Genomic DNA, 22,106 nt, shown 5'->3' with positions numbered 1-22,106 from the left:
ACAAGGTGTACTGCGCGAGCAACGCCTACGATGTGGCCGTCATCGACGCGGCAGGCGATTCGCTGTTGCGCTACATCCCCGACAACGACGGGCCCTGGGACGTCTGCTACAACCCGGTGCAGAACCGAGTCTATGTCTCCAATGAGGGGAATTCCACGATCTCGGTTCTGCGCGATTCAGGCGGGGGGATTGAGGAAACGATGGACGATGAACGTGGAACGATGAACGCGGCACCGACAGTCATCCGTGGGGTGCTGTTCCTGCCGGGAGCTGCAAGCCGGAAGCCCCAAGCCACAAGCTTGATGGACGCGACCGGCCGCAAGGTGCTGGATCTGAAGCCTGGCGCGAATGACGTGCGGGCGCTGGCGCCGGGGGTGTTTTTCCTGCGTCGGGCGTCTGGCGTAGGGCGTGATGCGTCTTCCGTCACCAAGGTCGTTGTCACAAGGTAGGGAGGTCCTATGAGAATTGACTGCACGTTGGTGGCCGTCTGCTGCTGCCTGTCAGCGGCCGGCGGTCAGTGGCTGGAGAAGACCATCGGGCTGTCGGACTCGTTCGGCAGCATATGGCCGCAGGCCATCTACTATGTACCAGGCAGCAATTGCGTGTACGTCGCGGACGAAGACGATGGCGTCATTGTCGTCGACGCTGCGACCAACGCCCGGGTGGCGCGGATAGACCTGGACGAGCCGTTGTTCATGGCCTTCGACTCGCATGACAACAAGGTGTATATGTCCGGTCGCGAGTCGCTGTCAGTCATCGATCCGATGACGCACCAGGTTCTCGCCCGGCTACACGTCGGCAGCAACCCGACCCGGCTCGGCTACAACCCGGCGGCGAACAAGGTGTACTGCCTCACGGGTTCCAGGCGCGATACGGTAGTCGTGGTCGATTGTAGCACCGATTCGGTCCTTGCCCGCATCTGGGTGGGCCGCACTGACTACGACTTCGGCACGGTCTGCTGCAATCCGGTCGGAAACAAGGTCTACGTTCCGTCCGATGACGAGGGCACGGTTGCCGTGATAGACGGCGCCGGCGACAGCCTGCTCAAGTACCTGGACGTCGGCGACTATCCGACGTCTCTGGCCTATAGCCCGGTTGGCAACAAGCTGTACTGCACCGCTTCCTCTGATGACGAGGTTGCGGTCTTTGACGCCGGCCCAGACACGCTGCTGAGACTGATCGGCATACAGGAACACCCGGTCGCCTTGGGTTACAGTCCGGTTTCGAACAAGCTCTACTGCGGTGACGGTTACGGCTATATCCACATCATCGACTGCTACACCGACACAATTCTCGCCTCGCTCGGCCCGGTCGACTACGATCCGATGTTCTTCATTTTCGATTCGGTCGACAACCGTGTCTTCTGCTTCTCCGATTACTACAATTCCATCCCAGCCATATCTTGCAGCGGCGATTCCATAATAGGATGGGTCGAATTCCATGGCGATGCGTATGAGCCAGACCCGGCCTGCTACGACCCGCAGCAGAACCGTCTCTACCTCGTCGGTAGGTCTTCAGAGGATGTCTACGTGGTAGACGCAGCAGGCCTGGACGTTGTATCAGCCATCCAGATGAACGCCCGGCCGCGACTGGGATGCTACGTCGAGCCTTATGACAAGCTCTATGTAAGCGACGACGAGAGCGGGCTGATTGCCGTCATCAACTGCTCAACGGACAGCTTGCAGGGGAGGATCTTCACCCCGGCGTCGAGACTGCGCTCACCCGTCTACAGTTCGGGCTCGAATAAGCTCTACTATGGCGCGTGGCAGGGCAACGGTTCCGCGCTGCTGGCTGTCGATTGCTCGTCCGACAGCCTTGTGGCAGCGCTGCCGTTGTACTTCGATGCCACGCCCGCCATCGTCTACAATCCGGTGATGGATCGCATCTACTGGGCCGGCAACCTGGGCGAGTCGACCGTGGTCGTGATCGATTGCGCGGGCGACAGCATCGTCCGCGAAGTGTGGGTCAGGCAAGACCCATGCGCCCTGGCCTGTAACCCGGACTCGAACCGAGTCTATTGTGTGTCGGAATTCCGCGCCGATTCGTTGTACGTCAGCGCGATCGACTGCGCGACTGATTCGGTGATCGGAGTCGTCTCTATCGGCTCCGGCTATTACGGCGGCCCGATGGATATGTGCTACGTTCCGTCTAGGGACGTCGTCGTCTGCGAGGCGCCGGGCGCGAACCTTGTCGTGGTCGACGGCAAGGCAAGACAACTGGTCCAGACCATTCCATTGGGCGGTGTATCGCAGTTTCGACTGGACCGCGCCGCCAATAAGCTCTACTGCCTTCTGGCGGGCTCTGACGAACTCGCAGTGATAGACTGCCGGGACATGAGCATCGATGCCAGGATTCGGCTTGCTGCCAGGCCGAACGACATGTCTTTCGACTCGGTCGCGAACCGCATGTGGGTGACGAGCCCGGAGTACGGTTGTATATCGCTCGTTGATGGTCGCGCCAATCGGTTCCTTGGCCTCCTTGAAGCTGGCCAGTCGCCGGGAGACATCACGTGGGTTTCTCGATACCGCAAGATGTACGTGGTCGATCAGAATGGGCAGGCGATCCTTGTGGTCCGTGACACCTCGCTCGCCGGCATCGACGGCGGGTCGGCGTTCCAGCAGATCCGAACCACGCCCACCGTTGTTCGTGGGGTGCTGTTCCTGGATGGAGCTTCAAGCCGCAAGCCTCAGGCCGCAAGCTTGATGGATGCGACCGGCCGGAGGGTGCTGGATCTTCATCCGGGCGCGAATGACGTGCGGGCGCTGGCTCCCGGAGTCTACTTTGTTCGCGAGGAGCCGCAAGCTCCAAGCCCCAAGCCGCAAGCGGTCCGCAAGATCGTTATCACAAGGTAGGAGGGAGACGTGAAACTGGTTGCTGTTCTTCTGTTCATTGCCTGCATCGTTTCGGTTGCTCCCGGCCAGTGGGTCGAGAAGACCATAGTCCTGCCTGATTCGCTATCGGCACTCGGGATACCGGGTACCATGGTCTACAATACGGGCAACAACTTCCTCTTCATCGGCTGCGATAGCGGCGTCGCGATCGTGGACGGCTTTTCAGACCGGTTGATAGCACGTACTCCTACCCGGAGTCTAAGGGACTACCCCGCGTGCTACGCCCCGCAAGTCAACAAGGTCTACTGGCTTGGCGGCGAATACGGCAGCCGCACCTTTGTGCTGGACGGCGCGACCGGACGGGACCTCAAACACCTGCTCACACCCAATGCCGGAGCCATCTGCTACAACCCTCAGGCGAACAAGGTGTACTGCGGAGATTACTATGGCTGCAACGTGATGGTCATCGACGGTACAACCGACGATGTCATAGCCATCGATAGTGCCGGGGTGTTCTCGGCGTCACTCTGCTACAGCCCAAGGCGCAACAAGGTGTACGTTGGCTCAGCCCACAACGGCGTTACCGTCGTAGACGGCGGGTCGAACCAGGTCGTTGCGCGCATTGAGGGGTTTACCGCGCGCCGTCTCTGCTACGATTCGTTGAACGACAAGGTGTACTGCGCGAGCAACGCCTACGATGTGGCCGTCATCGACGCGGCAGGCGATTCGCTGTTGCGCTACATCCCCGACAACGACGGGCCCTGGGACGTCTGCTACAACCCGGTGCAGAACCGGGTCTATGTCTCCAATGAGGGGAATTCCACGATCTCAGTCCTGCGCGATTCGGGCGGCGGGATTGAGGAAACGATGGACGATGAGCGTGGAACGATGAACGCGGCACCGACAGTCATCCGCGGGGTGCTGTTCCTGCCGGGAGCTGCCAGCCACAAGCCTCAAGCCACAAGCTTGATGGACGCGACCGGCCGGAAGGTGCTGGACCTGAAGCCCGGCGCGAATGACGTGCGGGCGATTGTACCCGGTGTCTACTTCGTCCGGGCCGAAAGCCGTGAGCTGTCAGCCGCAAGCTGTTACAAGATCGTAGTAACGCGATAGTCGGTAGCCAGCAGTCTGCGCCGGCCCGGCGCGGCAGGGATGGCCCCGGCATAACTTGACAGCGATGTCTCTACAGCGCTAACATAACGCCGAATAGGGGGTCGGAAGGAGTGCCTTCCGCAGTTCCGCCTGCCCGGTTCGCTTTGGTGGAGAACCGGATGTGGTCGCAGTAAGGAGGAGTCTTGAATCACAGGGTGCCCGCAATGGGCATCCGCACAAAAGGGCCGTGTGCGCGCCGGAGACCCGCGGTCGGAAAGACCTCCCGCCGGGCGCCGCCGAAACCGCGGGCGGGTGAAAAGCGGCCTGATTGTTCCGTTTGCCAGCAGACAATCCAAGTAGGGATCTCGTCCGGATGCGGGTGACTGACCTGCGCCCGGGCGTGTGCTGCTGTCGTCTGACAGACTCCTCAGCGCACGGGGCGGAATCGAGTGGCGCACGGCGAACGTAGAGGTGGCTGCAACAGAATCAGGAGGCAGGATGAAAAGAACCGTGTTTGTGACACTGGCCGTGCTGTTGAGCACGGCGATTGCCCAGATGACGTGGACCGAGGCGACCGATTCCGCCGGCTGGTCACCGCGGGGCGACCTCGGGGCAGCCGCCTTTGGCGGCAAGCTCTGGGTTATCGGCGGGCAGGACATGCAGCATGGGCACCTGGGTGACCCTGACGTATGGTATTCGACCGACGGGGCGGCGTGGACGTGCGCTGCCGACTCGGCGTTTCCGGGTCGCGCGCCACACAAGGTGCTGGTGCTGAACGGCAAGCTCTGGGTCATCGGCGGCACCAATGCCGGCAGCGAGTTGACCGACGTCTGGTACTCGTCCGACGGCACGACCTGGACAAAGGCCGCCGACTCCACACCGTGGACCTGGAGGCGCTGGTACGGCAGAGCGGCGTTCGACAACAAGCTGTGGGTCATGGGTGGCCAGACCACGGGGCCTACCGACCTGAATGACATCTGGTCATCGACCGACGGTACGACGTGGGGCCAGGTGACTGCGGCAGCGCCGTGGTCGGCTCGCCGGTATCCGGCACCGGTTGTCTTCGACAACAAACTCTGGGTCATCAGCGGCGGCGAGTATCTGACCGATGTCTGGTACACGGCCGACGGCACGAACTGGACTCAGGCAACCGCGTCCGCGCCCTGGCTGGGTCGCAACGCCCATGCAACCGTGGCCTTCGACGGCAAGCTCTGGCTCATCGGCGGGTACAACTTCAACACCATGTTGAACGATGCGTGGTACTCAACCGACGGCGTCAACTGGACCCAGGCGGCAGCGACCGCGCCCTGGTCCGCCCGTTACCGGTTCCCGCTGACGGACTATGACGGGAAACTGTGGCTCTGCGGCGGGTACGACGGCACGAACCACAACGACATCTGGTACACGACCGGACTGGGAGTCGAGGAAACGCCGAACGCCGAACTCCGAACGCCGAATGCTGGCCCGACGGTTCTGTCCGGTACGTCCAGCCTCAGGCTTCTTGCGTCGAGCGTCCTTTATGATGCCGTGGGGCGCAGGGCAACGAACCCCAAGCCCGGTGTCTACTTTGTGCGAGTGAAGTCCGGCGTGAACCGCAGTGCGTCAAGCTCACCGCGTCCGACCAAGGTCATAGTGACAAACTAGGGCAAGAGGGGAGCGGCAGCAGAGAACACGCAGCAGGACTTGAGCGAAATCAGACCGGGGCGGCACCCATCCGCCGCGGGCCCTTTTGACCGCCGGACGCGCCACGCTTGACACGTAGAGCCGTATGAAGAAAATCCAGCCAAAGGAGGTCCGATGTCAGCAGTACGTTTGGTTCTTGCCGTCGGGTGCTGCCTGCTCGCGGGAGTGGCCAGCGCCCAGATAACGATCACAGCCGGTGACGTTCCCCAGACCATCGGCGATTCCAGCAAGTACAAGTACCTGGCGCACGACGATACCGTGGACAACGGCTCGCCGGGCGGCCCGCACACCTGGACGTTCGACACCTCATCCTACGTCGGGTACGTGCTTACCATGACTTACGTGAGCAAGGAGAGCACGCCGTTCGCCGCCCGCTTCCCGGACGCGAACATCGCCACGCGGGAGCCGCGGGGGACGTACACGCTGTACGTGTTTAACAAGCTCGACACGGGAAGCCTGCTGGAGTGCGGATTCGCCGCCGATTTCGGCGGCGGTTCGATGGTGCGGGTGAACGTTCCGCCGGCGATCAACGTTGATTTCCCCGCCACCTACAATAGTTCGTGGCAGACCGATTTCAACACTACCGATACGGCGGCCGACACGATTCACGTTGTCGCGACCTCGCGGCGCTGTACGATAGACGCCTGGGGCACGGTCGTGACCCCGGCCGGCAGCTACGATTGCCTGCGGCAGAACTGGGTCGGAATCGTGATCACGACAACTTACGTTAGTGGCGTACCGGTCGGCGTCGATACCTCGGTTACACGACGGTACTACTGGTTGACCAAGGATGTGGGCATGGCCGCGATGACGCACAGCATGGAAGGTGACACGAGTGCGAACTTCACGGCGGCTGATGACATCATGGTCATGGTCCACAGTAGTTCCGGCGGGGTCGCGGAAACGCCGAACGCCGAAGTCCGAGCGCCGAACCGTGGGCCGTCAATCATGTCGGCGTCGAGAGCCCAGAGTCTATCGTCCAAGGTCCTCTTCGACGCCATGGGGCGGAGGGTGGCGAACCCGAAGCCGGGAGTGTACTTCCTGCGTCCGGAAACGGGCGTCGCCAATCGCGCGTCAGGCGTCACCAAGGTCGTCCTGACCGAATAGGCCTGCTCCGTACCCGTCGACAGGAGGCTGCCCGCGGAAACGCGGGCAGTTCCTTATATTCTGAGAGAGCCCTCAACCAACCGATCGAGAGGGATCGGCTTGTGGCAAAGGGCGCGTCCCCCGCCAGCGGCCGGGGCGGAATTGACACGAGACCCGATTTACCGGAGTATTGACGCCAACAGGGCGTGGCGGAGGACGGGGAGGAGAACTGCCCAGAGGCCCGGAATGAAAGGGAGGATTGCGGATGAGATACGTTCGTGTGTTAATGGCCGTGTTGCTGCTGGCGGCCGGCGCGACCGCCGTGGAACGTTGGACGAAGACCTACGGGGGAGGCGCCGACGAGTACGGGGGATACTTGTTGCAGACCGCGGACAGCGGCTACGTGGTGGCGGCGAGGACGCGGTCTTTCGGGGCGGGCGACTACGACTACTGGCTGCTGCGGCTGAACTCCGGCGGCGACACGCTCTGGACCCGCACCTACGGCACCGGGCTTGACGAACGTGGCGAGGTCGTTGAGTCGACGTCCGACGGCGGCTACATCATCTGCGGGGCCGCGCTCGTCACCACCAGCGGCGACATCTGGCTTATCAAGACAAATGCGGCCGGGGACACGCAGTGGACCCGGAAGTACCCGGGCGCGAACGATTCGCGGGGGTACGTGGCGGTGCAGACCGCGGACGGCGGCTACATTGTCAGCGGCATGACCGCGGCCTTCGGCGCCGGCTCCGGGGACATCTACCTGATCAAGACCGACGTTTCGGGCGACACGCAGTGGACGCGGACCTATGGCGGGTCCGACCTGGAACTCGGGTACGCTCTGCCAACTCCGGACCAGGGCTTCGCCATCGGCGGTTCCACCTCGACTTTCGGGTCGGGAGGCTCAGACATATACGCCGTGAAGGCAGATTCCCTGGGCAATCCGATCTGGACCAAGACCTACGGAGGGGCGAACCGGGATGATGGAGCACAGGTCATCCTGACCTCGGACGGCGGGTACATCATGGCGGCGTCCACGCAGAGCCGCGGCGCCGGCCAATCCGACGCCTGGCTGCTGCGGCTGGACTCGAACGGCGACACGCTCTGGACCCGAACCTATGGCGGCGCCGACTATGACGAGGTCTACGGCGTTGATACGACCGCGGACGGCGGTTTCATTTTCACCGGTCAGACCCGATCTTTCGGCGCCGGCGGCGAGGATGTCTGGCTGCTGCGGACCAACTCGTCCGGTGACACCCTCTGGACCAGGACATTCGGGGGGGCGGGTTCCGACCTGGGAGCCGTCGTGATTGAGACGCCCGACCTCGGCTTCGCGGTCATGGGGTTCACCAATTCCTACGGTGCGGGCGGCTACGACCTGTACATGATCAAGACCGACGCCAATGGCAGCCTGGCCGTGGATGCCCCTCCCGTGGCACCCCGGGCGCACGAGAACAACCTGCAGGTCGTGCCCTCTCCGTTTGCCTATTCCGCTCGAGTTGTCGGGATGGAGTCGGAGAAGTTCGGCCTGTTCGACGCGGCCGGGAACCTGGTCGAAACCTGCTGCGGCAAACGGGTGGGAGTCGGGCTGGCACCGGGAGTGTACTTCATCAGGCACGACGCTAGCGGAGAGTCGCAGCGGACGGTGAAGACAAGGTAGAGCAACGGCTTTCGGTGTTCCGTCGGCCGCGGCGTGCTATTCCTGCCGGGAAGCGCAAGCCCAAGCACAAGCGCCCTGATTGACATCAGTGGGCGGAAGGCGATGGACCTGCAGTCAGGCGCGAATGACGCGTGGACGCTGGCGCCCGACGAGTACTTCGCGCAAGGGGCGCCGAGCGTGATGAGGGATGAAGCAAGCGTCACCGGGGTCATTGCTGCGAGGTAGAGGAGAAGGCCGCAGGCAGCGGTCGGTGCGGGCCGGCTAGCGTAGTTCCCGGGTGTAGTCCAACCGGACGACCACGCGGGGCGAGGCAATCCACAGGTAGCGGTCGTCGGCGTAGAGGGAGTTGATTTCCGAGACGGGAAGGCCACGGGTTGCGTCAATCGTGGTCCAGGAGTTGTCCTTCGTGTCGAGGACGGTGATTGCGGAGGAGGGGCGAGTGGCGAAGGGCGAGGGGTTGGGGAGTGACGGGGTGGCCATGAAGACGCGGGTGCCGGCAGCGGCGAGTGCGGACACCGGCTGCTTCAGGTCGAAGCCGGGCGGGACGTAGCGGAACCAGCGGCCGTCAGCGGTGCGCGAGACGACGCCGCCGAGCGTGCCGAAATAGGCGGTGCCATTGGCCGCCCGCGTGATGTCGAAGACGCCCCAGTCGGTCTCACCGTACGGGTCGCCGTATCCGACGACGCTGTCCCCGGTCGCAAGGAACAGGCCCTGCTCGGTGCCAAACAGGAGGGAGTCGCCTATCCTCAGCAGGCCGCTGACCCGCCGGGGAAGGCTGAGCAGTTGTGCCAGCTTGTTGTCCGAGCCGAGGGAGTAGATGCCGTAGTTGGTGCCGAGCAGCAGGCCGGCCGAGTCGGCGAGCAAGGCACTCAGGCCTTCGCTCCGATCGAGGTTGGTGACGTTGCCGAACAGGAGCCGGAACCCACCGGTCGAGAGGTCGCCGGGCCGAGTCAGGAAGTAGTTCCAGTTGCCGGCTGAGTCAAGCGCGACCGCGGTCTCGCCGCCGACCAGCCAGAGCCGGTTGTCGAGCCGGGCGATGCGCCGGACCGCGGTCCGGGACGGGCCGAAGCGGATGTGCGACTCGCTGAATCCGGTGCGGAGGTTGTAGACGAGAATACCGTAACCCTGAGCCGCGGCAAAAAGGCGCTTGTTGCCTTTGTCTGGTCGTACGAGGGTAACCGGATGGTTGAGGAGTTGTTCGTCCATGACGAAGTAGGGGGAGAGGAACGGGAAGTCACGCGGCTCGATTGTGTCTCTTCCGCCATACCAGAGCAAGTCGGGTGGCAACTCGGCCGTGGCCGCGAATTCGACGGCGCTGCGGGCACGGAAGAAGAGCCCGGCATCGGTTTCGAAGAAGGCACCGCTGTCGGCGATGCCGATGGACGAAACTGTCTTGAAAGGCGCGGCGAGTTCTTCGACCCTGGCCGTGGATGGGATGAAGCGATAGATGTGCTCATCGGTAGTGATGAAGACGTCGCCGCGCGAAGGGTTGTGGGCGCAGAGCTGGACTTCGCCCGCTATGCCATCAGCCGAGTTCAGGGTTCGAACAAGGCCGTAGCGGGGGCGGCCGAGGACGCAGACGCCGGCCGGTACCGCCACGTATACTTCCGATCCGGTGCTCGAGATGCAGCGGATTTCGTCCATTGATGGAAAGACCTGCCAGTTCTCCGAACGGTACATAGAGAGGAGGGAGAAGAGAAGTAGGGGCAGCATAGAGGACTACGGGTACAGAGGTCCTGGGGTCCCTGGGTGCGGTATAGACCGGAACTCCTGCTCTGTCAGACAGGGGCCGTTGAGTCCAGCCCTTGAGCCCTCGGATCCATCTCTCAGTACGGCTGCATACGCCTTCGGCAGAAAGTCGGGCAGGTCGCCGGCCGTGAGGCAGTACTCGGTGAGTGATTGCGCAGCGATATCAGCGGCAAGACCGTGGAGAAAGACGCCGGCGCAGGACGCTTCGAGCGGGGACATGCCCTGTGCCATAAGGCCGACAATGAGACCGGTCAGGACGTCACCCGTGCCTCCTGTGGCCAGGCCGGAGTTGCCGGTCGGGTTGACGAAGACCCGCCCGTCCGGAGCCGCGACCACGGTCGAGGCGCCTTTGAGCACGAGCACGACTTTGTGCTCGACTGCGAACTTGCGGGACAGGCCGACGCGGTCGGCGTTGGCGTCCGCGGGCTTGATCCCGGTCAGGCGCGCGAACTCACCGGGGTGAGGGGTAAGGACCATTGGCGGCTTGATACGTGGCAGCAGGTCCAGGCGACCCACGAGGTTGTTGAGACCGTCGGCGTCAACTACCGTCGGCTTCTCGACCTCGGCCAGGAAGTCGAGTTCCAGCTTCTGGGTACGCCGGTCAGTTCCGATGCCGGGACCGATGGCGATTGCCTGTGCTTCGGTGCTCATGTCCAGTAGTGATTCAAGCGCGGCCGGAGATAGCGTGGCGTCTGCGGTCTGAGGTTGCGAAGACTTGACCGCCTCGACCACACTGGAGGCCACAACGTCGATGATTCCCTCCGGTACGGCCAGTTGGACGATTCCGCACCCGGATCTAACCGCGGTTCTTCCGGCAAGGATGGCAGCGCCGGAGTAGCTTCGCGAACCGACGATCAAGAGCGCCCGACCGAATGTTCCCTTGTTGCCGTCCGGCCTGCGGCGGGGCAGAATCGAGCGGACATGATCGGCATCGAGCAGGAAGGCCGGTGCTTCGTCCTTGGGCACCGGTCCCTGGTTCTTCGTCCCCGGCATTCCGATGTCCACGACTTCGACCTTTCCAGCCAGCGTCCGCCCCGGGTACAGCCAGAGCCCAAGCTTGGGCCACGCCATGGTGACGGTCAGGTCGGCTCGAACGCACGGGTCGTACGGCACGCCGGTATCGGACCGGAGTCCGGAGGGGAGGTCGACGGCGACGACGTATGCGCGGGAGTTGTTGATGAGCGGGATTGCGTCGGCGGCAAGCCCAGACGGAGCGCGGGTCAGCCCGGTGCCGAATACCGCATCGACAATGAGCTTCCGGTTCTGGAACAGTGGCTCGATGTCGGCGCCAGACGATGCTTCGTGAACGTTGAGGCCCGATTCGGCGAGCAGTCTGTAGTTGAAGAGTGCGTCGCCGGTGATGTCGGCGGCCCGTCCGAGCAGGACGCAGTCCGGCTTCGCGTTCTTTGCCAGCAGCAGCCGGGCGACCACAAATCCATCGCCGCCGTTGTTGCCTTTGCCGCAGACAACCAGCGGCCGGGTTCCGGCAATGGTGCCAAGATGTTTCTCCATGGACTCAACAACGCCCCGGCCGGCGTTCTCCATCAGAGTCAGGCCCGGGATTCCGTACTCAGCAATGGTGCGGCGGTCCAGTTCCTGCATCTGGGCCGCGGTGACTAGGTGCTGCATGACGGTGAGTGATTATAGAACCGTGCTGGAGGGTGTCAACCGAGTGGAAAGTCCGAATAACGAAACTCGAATGACGAGTGAAACTCGAATGACCTGAAGCTCGAATTCGGGCTTCGGGTTTCGTCATTCAATCGTCATTCGGACTTCGAGTTTCGTGTTTGGGGCCCGTTCCTTGACTCTCCGCTCAGGCAGAGATAGGCTTTGGTGATGAGCCGCAAGTTCTTCATCTGGGCCGCGATTCTCGGTCTGGTAGCGGACCGGATTCCCAAGCTCATCGTGCATGGGTTGTTCACCAGCGGCGCATTCCGTGACGGCCGCGAGTACGGTCTGATTGGAGAAGTGCTGAGGGTAACGTACGCCATGAACCCGCATGGTCTCTTCAGCCTCAACTACGGGCCGCCGTTCATGTACTTCGTGCTGCCCCTGTCGGCGGCCGCGCTCGTGGCCTGGTTCGGCCTTCGCGCTCATGACCGGTGGTCGGCAACTGCGTTTGGCCTGATTCTGAGCGGGGCGCTAGGCAACGTGATTGACCGGGCCGGACTGAGCTACGTGATAGACTTCCTGCTCTTTGACATACCCGGCCACCCGCTGGTTCTGTTCAACCGGGTTTCCGTCATCCCCTGGGCCGTGTTCAATCTCGCCGATGCGTTCGTGTTCATCGGAGCTGCCGTGCTGCTGGGACGCGAGCTGTTGCGGCCCAAGTCCGCGAAGCTGCCAGTTCCGTCGCGAGTCGCAGCCGCAGCGGCAGAAGGAGAGTAGCCGGCCATGACCAGGGTATACCTCGACAACAACTCGACCACGCCGGTCGACCCACGCGTCGCAGCGGCGATGGAACCGTACCTGCATGAAGTCTTCGGTAATCCGTCCAACATACACAGCTTCGGCCGGGAGTGCGCGGAGACTATGGCGGAAGCGCGGGAGCAGGTCGCCACGTTTCTGGGGGCCAGTCCCGAAGAGATCTTCTTCACAGGCGGAGGCAGCGAGGCGGATAACTGGGCCGTGAAAGGCACGGCTTTCGCTCGGGCAGACCACGGAAAACACGTTGTCTGCAGTGCCATTGAGCACAGTGCGGTACTGGAGAGTTGTCGGTATCTCGAGTCGGTGGGATTCCGGGCGACGTACCTGCCGGTTGACCGCTATGGTCTAGTTGACCCGGACGCGGCGAAGCAGGCTTTGACGCCGGAGACGGCGCTGGTCTCGGTGATGCTCGCCAACAACGAGATCGGGACGATCGAGCCGGTTGCCGAGATTGCCCGGATTTGCCGCGAAGCCGGGGTTACCAGCCATACCGACGCGGTGGCCGCGGCCGGCAAGATGAGGGTCGATGTCAAGGAGTTGGGCGTCGACCTGCTGACCATTTCCGCGCACAAGCTGCAGGGTCCGAAAGGCGTGGGCGCGCTGTATATCCGCGAGGGTACGAAGATCCACCCGCTGGTGCACGGCGGCCACCAGGAGAAGGGACTGCGCGGCGGAACCGAGAACGTCATCGGCATAGCTGGCCTCGGCAAGGCGTGCGAGATCCTCAAGGCCGAATGGCAGCAGAACGCCGAACACGAGCGCAAGTTGCGCGACCGGCTGGAGCAGGCGATAATGGCGCGCGTTCCTGAGCTCATTCTGGACGGTCATCCCGACAAACGCCTGCCGAACATCTGCCACGTCTGCGTCGGCTACGTTGAGGGTGAGGCTCTGCTGATGAACCTCGACATGGAGGGTGTGGCAGTGGCGTCCGGGTCGGCCTGCTCGACCGGGAGCGCCGAGCCTTCGCCGACGATCAAGGCGATAGGCATTCCGCCGCTCTTCGCCAACTCGCCGGTGCGGCTGTCGTTCGGGCCGGGCAACACCGAGGCCGAGATAGACTACACCATTGAGGTTTTCGACAAAGTAGTGGCCCGGCTCCGTTCAATATCGCCGATCTGGAATCGGCGAGCCTGACCCTTTCCAGTTTCTAGACGTCAAGGACAATTGTGGCCTGGTAGCCTTCGTCGGTCGTGTCGATCCGGTACTCGTGATAGGTCGGTGTCTTGACTTCGACCTTGAGACCGTGGCGCCCGGCGTCGAATTCCTCGCCAAAGACGGTTGCCTGGACCTTGGTCGGCTCGACGGAGGCGATCTCTACCTGGCGAATAGCGAGCGAGTGGGCGGAAAAGAGGAATAGGAGCTCGCGCAGCCAGTCGAGGAATAGCTCCGGCAGGTCAGCCGATTCCAGAGAGACCGGGACGGAGCGGACCACGCGCACCTTCTTCCGATCCAGGGTCAGATCAAACAGGCAGGTTGCCGCGTTGGCGAAGAGCTCCTTGAGATCGGTGCCGTAGATCTCCACTCTGATATCGGAAGTGTGTTCTAGAAGGCGATAGGCCAGGGGTTCGGGGGTCCTGGGGCTCAAGGGTTTGGGCCGGACAGGGATAAAGGGACAGAGGGATAGAGTGTGCGGATCAAGGCAGAAGTCAGAATGCAGAATCGAGAAGGCAGAAGTGCGAATTCGGAACTGCAGACTGCAAACTGCGAAATGGTCACTGACGGAGGCGGACGATCGTCCGAGCTGCGCCTACGTTTCCTTGCGCGTCGGCAACCCAGACGCTGACCGCATTTGCGCCCGCTGTCAGCTTGACCTCCGCCGAGAATGCCTCCGTGCCGGAGTCGAATACCCTGTCCTGAGGCTCAAGTATCACCCAGTCGCCGGCGTTGACCGTCACCCGGGCCGCCGCAATGGTGGAGAGAGCATCCTGTGCCGAGAAGCTGACCCGACAGAGCCCGGACTTCGGGTCAGGCGTACCGGTCTTCAGCCCGGTCACGGTTGGAGCGGTGTTGTCAACCATGAACGGTCGGCTCACTCTCTCGGCGGCCAGGGCAGTTCCGGCCGGCTCAGTGGGTCCGTCACTCGCCACCAGCTTGAGTTCGTACCAGCCATCAGGGAGGGACCGCGTGTCAAGTTCGAAGCGGCTGTCCGTCACATCGCGTCCCACCCGCAGCCAGGATGTCTCGGTCTCGCTACGAAAGAAGATCGTGAACGAGAGCGAGTCGGAATCCTGGTCAGTTGCATCCCACGTGACCTGGCGCGAAGGTTTGCCCAGTCCTTTTGCCACGTCATCGAGCGACGGTTGGGATATGTCGAGTTTCTTGATGACGGGGGCGAGATTGGCCGAGCGGAAGTGGACGTCGGCCCGCCGCAGTGCGGGCGTGAGGTTGGGAAATGACGTGCGCATGCGGCAGCGCCACTGGATGTACCGACGGGATGGAGAGGTAATCCCCGGGGTTGCCGCCGACCACCGGCTCCAGGTCGAATCCGGCTTCTCAGAGTTGCCTGACCGAGTCTCGAAGGCCAACGCGGTTCCTGCGGGCACATTCGCCCGGTGGACGAGTGTACCGAACAAGGCCGGATTGGTGCAGTCATACGGCGTCGAGGTGATGAAGCCGGAATCGGCGTAGCTCGAGGCGGCCTGATAGAGCTTGCCCGGATTCCCGGTGCCAATCTGAAGACCGCTCTTCGGCGACGTCAGACAGAGCGCCTGGGTTTCTTTCAGCCGGTACCGGACCGATACGCGGCCGAGTGTATCGAGTTCGTAGACCGTGGCCTTGTTACCTGTGGCGACGAGCAGCCGAGACGGCCCCGGCGACTCGACGAACGACATAGCGTAGACCATCGAGTCGGGTGCCGGCCAGAACCAACGGCGAACACCGGACCGGTCAACCAGGTACACGCCCGCACGGGCCGAGTCGTCGGTGTCACTGCCGGCATTGGCGCCGATGTATACCCGGCCGGAGGCGTCCGCAGCGATTACCTTCACCTCGTTAAGAGGCGTGTCGTAGATCACCGACACGTCCGGGCTGGAAGAGCCCGGAGTGAAGCTGAGACGATACACGACCCCGTCAGGTGACGTTCCGACCAGCAGTTCCCTGCCGGGAACGAGCCAGGTCATAGTGGTAAGGTGTGCCTGTGGCGCTGCGAACACTTCGGTCGCCTTGCCGTCGGCGGTAATGCGGAGCAGTTTGCCGTGTTCGCCGGTGGCGGCGAACAGGGCCGCCGGGCCAGAGGCGGAGGTGGGAGCGGCGAGCAGGCTGAATACGTAGTTCTCACCGGTGGAGCAGAAAAGCTCCGGTCTTTCCCCGGGACGGATGCGGTAGACCTTACCGGCAGGGGTAGTGCCGCAGTAGACTATCCCGGCAGCGTCTGCGGTAAGGGCTAGGACCTCGCCGGCCCCGGAATCCAACATGACCTCCGGCTTTCCGCTGCGGCCGATGCGATAGAGGCGTCCCCGATTACCGGTCGCAACGTACACGTTTCCGTTGCGGTCGCCGACTGTGGACCAGACTGCGGCCACGTCGACGAATGGCATGGCGGTGAGGGCGGGGGAAAGGGTGACCGTTCCTCCGGAGTGAATTGACACGTTCTCAAACTCGATGTGATCGAGGTGCTGCAGCAGGCTATCGGTGCCGTCGACCGTCCAAACGGAGCCAAGTGCGAAGGACAACGTGCAGAGGACAAGATAAGTCCGAATGACGAACCGCGAGCGACGAATGGCGGAGCGTAAACGTCCCATGCCGAATCCGTCTTGTTCTTCGTCCCTGCTACTTGGCCTCGGCGGCCCCTGTCGGACAGCGCGTCCTTTCATCGATTAACCTCCACATCGATGTTGGCTACACCTGAAATGACCCGTTCAAGGCGGAATACCTGGTGGAAAGCCCGGCTTTCGTTGGTCGGCACAACCTGCTCAGCGGACCGGTGGTCAAGCAGGACCGAGCGAAGCGAGGGCGGTGGGGCGGGAAGTTCCTTTCCCCCAAGCGTCAGGCCGGGCCGGGATGAGAAGCCGGCGGCCACCAGTTCGTTCTCTCTGCCGGTCTGCGACAGCAGCTCAACCAGCTCGGCAAAAGAAGCCGGTTCCAGCCTTCCCGGAGCGCGGCTGGCTTCGAGTGCCAGCAGGGAGTCGGGCGGTCCGATGACGATCCGAAGATTGCCTTCGGGAGTCGGTTCGGGAATGCCAACCGTTATCACTATCTCTGAGTCAGCGCCGCGATAGTCGCGTAGCCCGAGAGTGACGCGCAATGAGTCACCCGGACGAACGGAAGTGGTCTGCGGCCGTGCCGAAAGCAGATAGACCAGGTCCCGGCCCGGGCTGAATCCTAAGGCGAACTCCACGGCTTCGATTGGGGCGGATAGGAAACGGTTGGCAAAGAGCACTTCGAGTTCATTGCCCGCCGACCGGTACAACCCGGCTGCTGGGTTGACGCCGCTGAAGCGGTGTTCGATGACCAGAGGAGAAGAAGGGAGTTGCGGGTCGTGGTTCGGGGTCCCGGTTGGGGAGAAGCGGACGGTCATGCGCGAAGTCAGCGTAGCTTCTTCGAGGTTTCCCTCGGTCTGGTAGATGGCGCTGGCCAGACCGGTGGCGATAAGCATGGGCGCCAGGTCTTCCAGTTCGGCTATGCGGAACCGATAGGTGTCGAGCCCGGAAGGCGATGACATGACTGCCGTCACCGGGAGCATCTCGGGTACGGGGCCGAGGCTGCCGCCGACACCGGCCAGCCGATCCTGATTGATGGTGCCGAGAGGCGCAGTGGGAGAGAAGAGCTTAAAGGAACTGGCTACCGAAGCAACGACCGAGTGGATTCTGCCGCCGACCATCGGCAGGCGGACACTGCCGGCCTGCACCATCGGGTGCCCGAACGCGAGGATGCGGTTGCCGTCCCGGCAGGTGACAGTGCCGATTCCGGAAACCCGCACGTCGCCGTCAATCAAGGCAATGCCGACGGCTGAGCCTGGTACGAGTTCCGGAGTATCCCCGGACTCCGCCGAGGTAGTACCAGTTGCCGCTACCGGCGTGAAGCCGAACTTCATCAGTTCCGGTCCGACCAGCGCCGCGAGCGCGGGAGTGAAGCCGGACATGACTACAGGCAGCGGCAGGGCCGACAGGCCCGAAAGCCCGCTGCTGCCCGGGATTCGGGTGGTTCGCGAGCCGCCCCGATCCTGTTGGTGGTCCGGGATGTCCCATATCCTCAGCATCTCGGCCGCCGGTGTGACACCGGCCAGAGGCTCCTTGGCGAAGCTCCACGCATAGGCAACGGCGCCGATAAGCCTGCCATCGATGTAGATGGGGCTTCCCGACATGCCAGCGATGACGCCGGACTCCTCGAGGCCCTGTCCCGAAAGCCGGCAGAGTATCAGGTCACCGCGCGGCGAGACCTGGCGCATTATGTCGACGACCTCGGCTCCGAATTCCTTGACTTCGGTGCCGTAGAAGACCGAGAGCCCGGTGCCTTTCATGCCGGGCTTGAGCTGGTCTACCGGCATGATCGGTATTCCACTGAGGGCTGCGGCAAGGCACGGGAGGAGCAGCAGTCCGCAGACTGAGACGCGACCTGACCGTCTGCCAGCCACGATTGTCACGCGGCTACTGATTCGACAGCCGGGCAATCCGGTCCCACTTCTGGCGCCACTCCGAGTAGTCGGCGAAAGTGTGGCAGTTGACCGGCAGCCAGACGCAGGACTGCTTGTCCCAGGCTACTTGGTCGGGGAAGAACCACTCCTCTTCGGTGTCGAAGACGCCGACCAGGTAGCCGCGTCCGACTCGTCCCGAGTTCGTCGCGCGCGGGAGCTCCGTTTCCTCAACCACTCGGCGCAGCGACGTCATCCTCTCGTTCAAGGCGGCGGTCGGAAAACCGCCGTTCATGCCGGGCGCGAGGTGAAACTCGAACTGGAAGAGCGCGTTGAGAGTTCCGCCCGAGAAAAGGCCCAGGTCAGGCGAGGGTAAGGGGGGTTGGTTCTCGTGTGAAAGCGGAGGATTGGCGCGGCAAGACCAGCCGGGCTGAGCCAGCAGCACCCGGCGAATGTGATAGTAGGCCGAGCAGGCAAGATCCCGACTATTGAAGATCCGGAAGTCGCGGACGTCTTCTTTGAGCTTGAGCCAAAGGGTGCCGGTGATAAAACTGTGGGGTTCGTCCGCCATCAGCGTCGGTTCTGCGGTCCGGCCGAGCCGCGCATTGCCGCCTTGACCGCGGACTCTACCTCCGGAAGCTCGCGAAAGTTCAAGAGCGTGACGCCCAGGCTGAGTGTGGGCGCCCGCCATCTCGCCCCGTCCAGAATGCCCATGATCTCGACGCGCTCGACCCCGGGGTTGGCGTAGAAGAACTTGTCGCTGAGCAGGTCGAACAGGTTCTGCCAGCCCGGCGGGGTCAGCCTGACGGTTGAGCCGAGCAGTGCTACGCCGAGCGGCTTGAGGCCTTGCGATAGCGCGTCCCGGTAGTAGTTCTCAAGGGCGACGCGATTGTTGGGGTCGGCGACGAACCACGCAGTCTTGGCGGCGGCATCTATGGCCATGAAAACTACGAGGTGTCCGTAGACGTCTCTGAAGTTCTGTCGCAGCGGTGTCTTGCTGGTGAACGCGTTGTCGAAGAACTGCTTGAGCAGACCGGAGTTTTCGATCACCTTCTGAGCTGCTTTGTCCGCAAAGAAGTTCTCGTAGCCGTAGTTGGCCAGCGAGTTGTGCAGGGGGTCGGAGGCGTTGAGCCGCGGCAGGCTGTGCAGCATCAGGCCACAGCCCAGCTTGGGGCTGAGCAGCGCGAGGGTCACTTCCAGAGAGCGGTGAGCTTCGAGCCGGAGTTTCGTTGGCATCAGTTCGGGGCACCCCGGCGAAGGGCAGCGGCGAAATGTCGGAGTTCGGCGTGGTCGTTTGCCAGACGGGCGGCGAGCGGCTCGATCGCGGTGCGCGAGAGGATGTAGTCGATATTGCCGATGACCGCGTGACCGGACAGCGCCTGCCGGAGCAGCTGCTTCGGGCTGACGAATCGCTCGTAGGCACTCGCGTCAGTGACCGGCTGACCGGATTTCGGGTCGACCATTGCCGCGACCAGCAGACCGGGGAGGGTCCCGAGGCGCAGCAGCAAGCCGGGTGGGCTCGGTGGGTCGGGCGGGATTGCCTGTATGGCGTCGACGTTGCCAGGAGCCAGCAGGCGCGCGAGGTCAGGCTCCGGTTTGAAGCCGAGCCGAAGAGCGACCAGCCCCAACCCCAGATTGTGAAGTGCAATCCGCTGCAGCTGCGGGCCTTCGGGCCGCGGACTACCGGGAGGCGGCATCTGGTTCCGGCCTTCCGTGTCTACCTGCATCAGCTTGCGAATGGAAAACCAGTGGCGCCGACCGGTAGCCAGCAGCCCGCGGAAGGTGAGCCTGGTCAGAAGCGTCGTCAAGCCGCGACGGCGATACTCAGATCGGATGAAGATGCTCCAGAGGGTTTCGATGCCGGTCTGCGGGTCGCGGTCAAAGTGACAGTGTGCCACCGGGTCAGGAGAAACAGGCGATTGACGATTGGCGATCGGTGAACTGTCGCCGGCAAGCTCGTAGAAGCTGAAGTCGGCTTTGGTGTGCGAGACGCGGCGCTCAACTCGCAGTGCGGTGCCGGCGAGCGGACCGGATTCGATGGCCAGCCGATCACCGGAGATGGAGTAGCGGGGGCCGAAAGGAACCGGGTCGACACCGGGATCCGGCAGCGTGCGTCGGAAGATGCGACCAAGCGTTACTGCCATCTACTCACCCCGCGCCCGGCTCGAGAACTCGCCGCCCGGACCAACTGCCTGCCAGCCAGCGGTGCCCACGCACTACCTCATCAGGCTCGGGTTGATGGTGACGGCTTTCTCCAGCGCCTCGACAGCCTTTTCGGCCTGGCCTTGGTCGCGGTAGGCGATGCCGAGATTGTACCAGGCGCCGGAGTGTTTGGGGTTCAGTTCCACAGCCTTCTGGTAGCAGTGGATAGCGCCATCGAGATCGTGTTTGTCGTAGTGGGCGCGGCCCATGTTGTAGCAGGCGGCGACGAATCTCGGTTCAATGCGCAGCGTCTCGCGATACTGCTTGATGGCAAGGTCATACTGCTGCTGCTCCAAGTGCAGATTAGCGAGGTTGAAATAGGCCTGGTAGTAGTCCGGTCGGTGACTTATTGCGGCCTCGAACGCAGCGACAGCCTGCTGGGCGTTGCCGGAATGCAGGTAGGCGAAGCCGAGGTTGTTGTAGACCTCGGCTACGTCCCGGCTGATACGCAGCGCCCGCTTGTATGATTCTATGGCCCGGGGCCAGTCCGACTGCAGTGCGTAGGCGTTGCCCATCTGGTGGTGTGCCTCGGCTGCGTTCGGTTCCAGGTCGATGCAGGCGCGCAATTCGCGTACAGCGTCATCCGGCAACTGCTGTTTCAGCAGACAGACTGCCAGGCCAGTGCGGGTCTCGACCGAGCCCGGTTCGAGTTCCAGCGCGGACCGGTATGCCTCGGTAGCGCGCTCGAACATGCCGAAGGCGAAGCACATCGCGGCCAGACTGCTGTACGTGATGGTGAACAGCGAACGCGAACCGACCACGCAGCCGCTCGCGGTTGTTGAGTGCGACAGGGGCCGCCGGTCGGTCAGTTCCCACGGTACGCTGCGGTTGCCGACGGGCACCTGCAGCCGGAGCGCTCCCTCCTCCATAAACAGGTCGGCGCGGAATCCGAGCTTGCCGATGATGATGCTGTCGAACAGGGCGAGGCCGAGCGCGCTGCCCGCGCTGCTCTTGGCCCCGAGGTAGTTGTCAATGACCTGGGTGAGCAAGAACTCGTTCGACACCCGGTTCGGCTTCAGCAGCCAGAGCTGATCACGCGCCGCCTGCAACAGGGCGAGGAGGGTTTCGAACTTGCCTGGTTCGTCACGGGGAATCTCGGTTTCCAGAGCCTTTTTCACCGCCGGGGCCGACACGACCTGGTTGAAGACCTGTTCCAGACGCTCGCCGTAGCGGACAATCTCCTCTTCCTGGCGCTGGCCGGCCAGACTGAGCATGCAGTAGGTGAGCGCCGTGGCGCGCCCGCAGTTCCGTTCTATCTGCTCGAAGGCGGCCACGGTGTTCGGTGCCGAGTGGGCGAAGCGGCGGGGTTGGAGTTCGGCGCAGGCGAAGATCTCCCGCATCCGGTCGGCCTCAGCGGTGGGCAGTATGCCGAGCGCGCGCCGAGTCAGTTCCTCGCGCTCCTGTGCCCCGATGATCGTTTCGCCCAGCCGTTCGGAGACGAGCAGGGCTTCGGCGCGAGATCTGGCCATCTCAAGCTGACGACGGAGCGGTTCAAACCCCGGTACTTGCTCCAAGCCAAGGTCCAGAGGGCTGTCCGCGCCCCGTGATTGGTAGCGCCAGTTGGTGCGCCGGGCGTAATGACTGACCGGAAGATCGGAGGGGTAGTAGCTGGCTGCCCGTTCGAGTATGGTCCTTACTTCAGTGACAGCGCGCCCGAGCCGCTGACTTTTGTCGAAGCTAACGCTGTTCATTGTCAGGGGAATAGGGCACGCACCGAGTGCGATTACGGCCGTTCCCAGCCGGATGGCACCCGGTGGCAGTACAGGCAACCTGACCTGACGTAGCCAGTACTACAATCTTAGCAGGCGCC

17 protein-coding genes are annotated in these 22,106 nt (G+C 63.1%); 8 read left to right on the top strand and 9 right to left on the bottom strand.

Annotation, left to right across the window (positions count from 1 at the left end):
- The 6 genes from FJY68_04990 to FJY68_04965 all read left to right on the top strand — a co-directional run.
- On the top strand, positions 1-449 hold a 449-nt coding region (locus FJY68_04990; protein ID MBM3331194.1), incomplete at its 5' end, for a hypothetical protein.
- Between the two features lie 9 nt (positions 450-458).
- On the top strand, positions 459-2,852 hold the full coding sequence (locus FJY68_04985; GenBank protein MBM3331193.1) for a hypothetical protein: 2,394 nt from the start codon (positions 459-461) through the stop codon (positions 2,850-2,852).
- A gap of 9 nt (positions 2,853-2,861) precedes the next feature.
- Positions 2,862-3,944, top strand: a complete 1,083-nt coding sequence (locus FJY68_04980; GenBank protein MBM3331192.1) for a YncE family protein — start codon at positions 2,862-2,864, stop codon at positions 3,942-3,944.
- A gap of 477 nt (positions 3,945-4,421) precedes the next feature.
- A complete protein-coding gene (locus FJY68_04975; GenBank protein MBM3331191.1) occupies positions 4,422-5,567 on the top strand; it encodes a hypothetical protein in 1,146 nt (381 codons plus the stop codon).
- Positions 5,568-5,720: 153 nt separating this feature from the next.
- Positions 5,721-6,713: a hypothetical protein gene (locus FJY68_04970; GenBank protein ID MBM3331190.1), complete on the top strand. Its 993-nt coding sequence runs from the start codon at positions 5,721-5,723 to the stop codon at positions 6,711-6,713.
- Between the two features lie 244 nt (positions 6,714-6,957).
- Positions 6,958-8,349 carry a hypothetical protein gene (locus tag FJY68_04965; GenBank protein ID MBM3331189.1) on the top strand — a complete coding sequence of 464 codons (1,392 nt, stop codon included), beginning with the start codon at positions 6,958-6,960 and terminating at the stop codon, positions 8,347-8,349.
- 261 nt (positions 8,350-8,610) lie between these two features.
- Here the strand turns inward: FJY68_04965 and FJY68_04960 are convergent, their stop codons facing one another.
- Complete coding sequence (locus FJY68_04960; protein ID MBM3331188.1) at positions 8,611-10,062, bottom strand: hypothetical protein; 1,452 nt, start codon at positions 10,060-10,062, stop codon at positions 8,611-8,613.
- Positions 10,063-10,068: 6 nt separating this feature from the next.
- Positions 10,069-11,727 carry an NAD(P)H-hydrate dehydratase gene (locus tag FJY68_04955; protein MBM3331187.1) on the bottom strand — a complete coding sequence of 553 codons (1,659 nt, stop codon included), beginning with the start codon at positions 11,725-11,727 and terminating at the stop codon, positions 10,069-10,071.
- Between the two features lie 207 nt (positions 11,728-11,934).
- Between FJY68_04955 and FJY68_04950 the strand changes: the two genes are divergently transcribed.
- A complete protein-coding gene (locus tag FJY68_04950; protein MBM3331186.1) occupies positions 11,935-12,486 on the top strand; it encodes a signal peptidase II in 552 nt (183 codons plus the stop codon).
- 6 nt (positions 12,487-12,492) lie between these two features.
- Complete coding sequence (locus FJY68_04945) at positions 12,493-13,659, top strand: aminotransferase class V-fold PLP-dependent enzyme (protein MBM3331185.1); 1,167 nt, start codon at positions 12,493-12,495, stop codon at positions 13,657-13,659.
- A gap of 13 nt (positions 13,660-13,672) precedes the next feature.
- Here the strand turns inward: FJY68_04945 and FJY68_04940 are convergent, their stop codons facing one another.
- From FJY68_04940 to FJY68_04910, 7 genes are all read right to left on the bottom strand, one after another.
- Positions 13,673-14,218 (bottom strand): archease, encoded by a 546-nt coding sequence (locus tag FJY68_04940; protein MBM3331184.1) that lies wholly within the window; start codon positions 14,216-14,218, stop codon positions 13,673-13,675.
- A 19-nt stretch (positions 14,219-14,237) separates the two neighbouring features.
- Positions 14,238-16,196 carry a hypothetical protein gene (locus tag FJY68_04935; protein MBM3331183.1) on the bottom strand — a complete coding sequence of 653 codons (1,959 nt, stop codon included), beginning with the start codon at positions 16,194-16,196 and terminating at the stop codon, positions 14,238-14,240.
- 137 nt (positions 16,197-16,333) lie between these two features.
- A complete protein-coding gene (locus tag FJY68_04930) occupies positions 16,334-18,010 on the bottom strand; it encodes a hypothetical protein (protein MBM3331182.1) in 1,677 nt (558 codons plus the stop codon).
- Between the two features lie 100 nt (positions 18,011-18,110).
- A complete protein-coding gene (locus FJY68_04925) occupies positions 18,111-18,665 on the bottom strand; it encodes a hypothetical protein (protein ID MBM3331181.1) in 555 nt (184 codons plus the stop codon).
- Complete coding sequence (locus tag FJY68_04920; protein ID MBM3331180.1) at positions 18,665-19,330, bottom strand: hypothetical protein; 666 nt, start codon at positions 19,328-19,330, stop codon at positions 18,665-18,667. Before FJY68_04920 ends, FJY68_04925 begins: the two co-directional genes overlap by 1 nt.
- Positions 19,330-20,238 carry a hypothetical protein gene (locus FJY68_04915; protein ID MBM3331179.1) on the bottom strand — a complete coding sequence of 303 codons (909 nt, stop codon included), beginning with the start codon at positions 20,236-20,238 and terminating at the stop codon, positions 19,330-19,332. Before FJY68_04915 ends, FJY68_04920 begins: the two co-directional genes overlap by 1 nt.
- A 72-nt stretch (positions 20,239-20,310) precedes the next feature.
- A complete protein-coding gene (locus FJY68_04910; GenBank protein MBM3331178.1) occupies positions 20,311-21,987 on the bottom strand; it encodes a tetratricopeptide repeat protein in 1,677 nt (558 codons plus the stop codon).
- Positions 21,988-22,106: the final 119 nt, after the last annotated feature.

Source organism: candidate division WOR-3 bacterium, assembly GCA_016867815.1.
Taxonomy (GTDB): Bacteria; Hydrothermota; Tepidihabitantia; order Tepidihabitantales; family Tepidihabitantaceae; genus UBA2258.
This window is presented reverse-complemented; position numbering and strand designations above follow the sequence as displayed.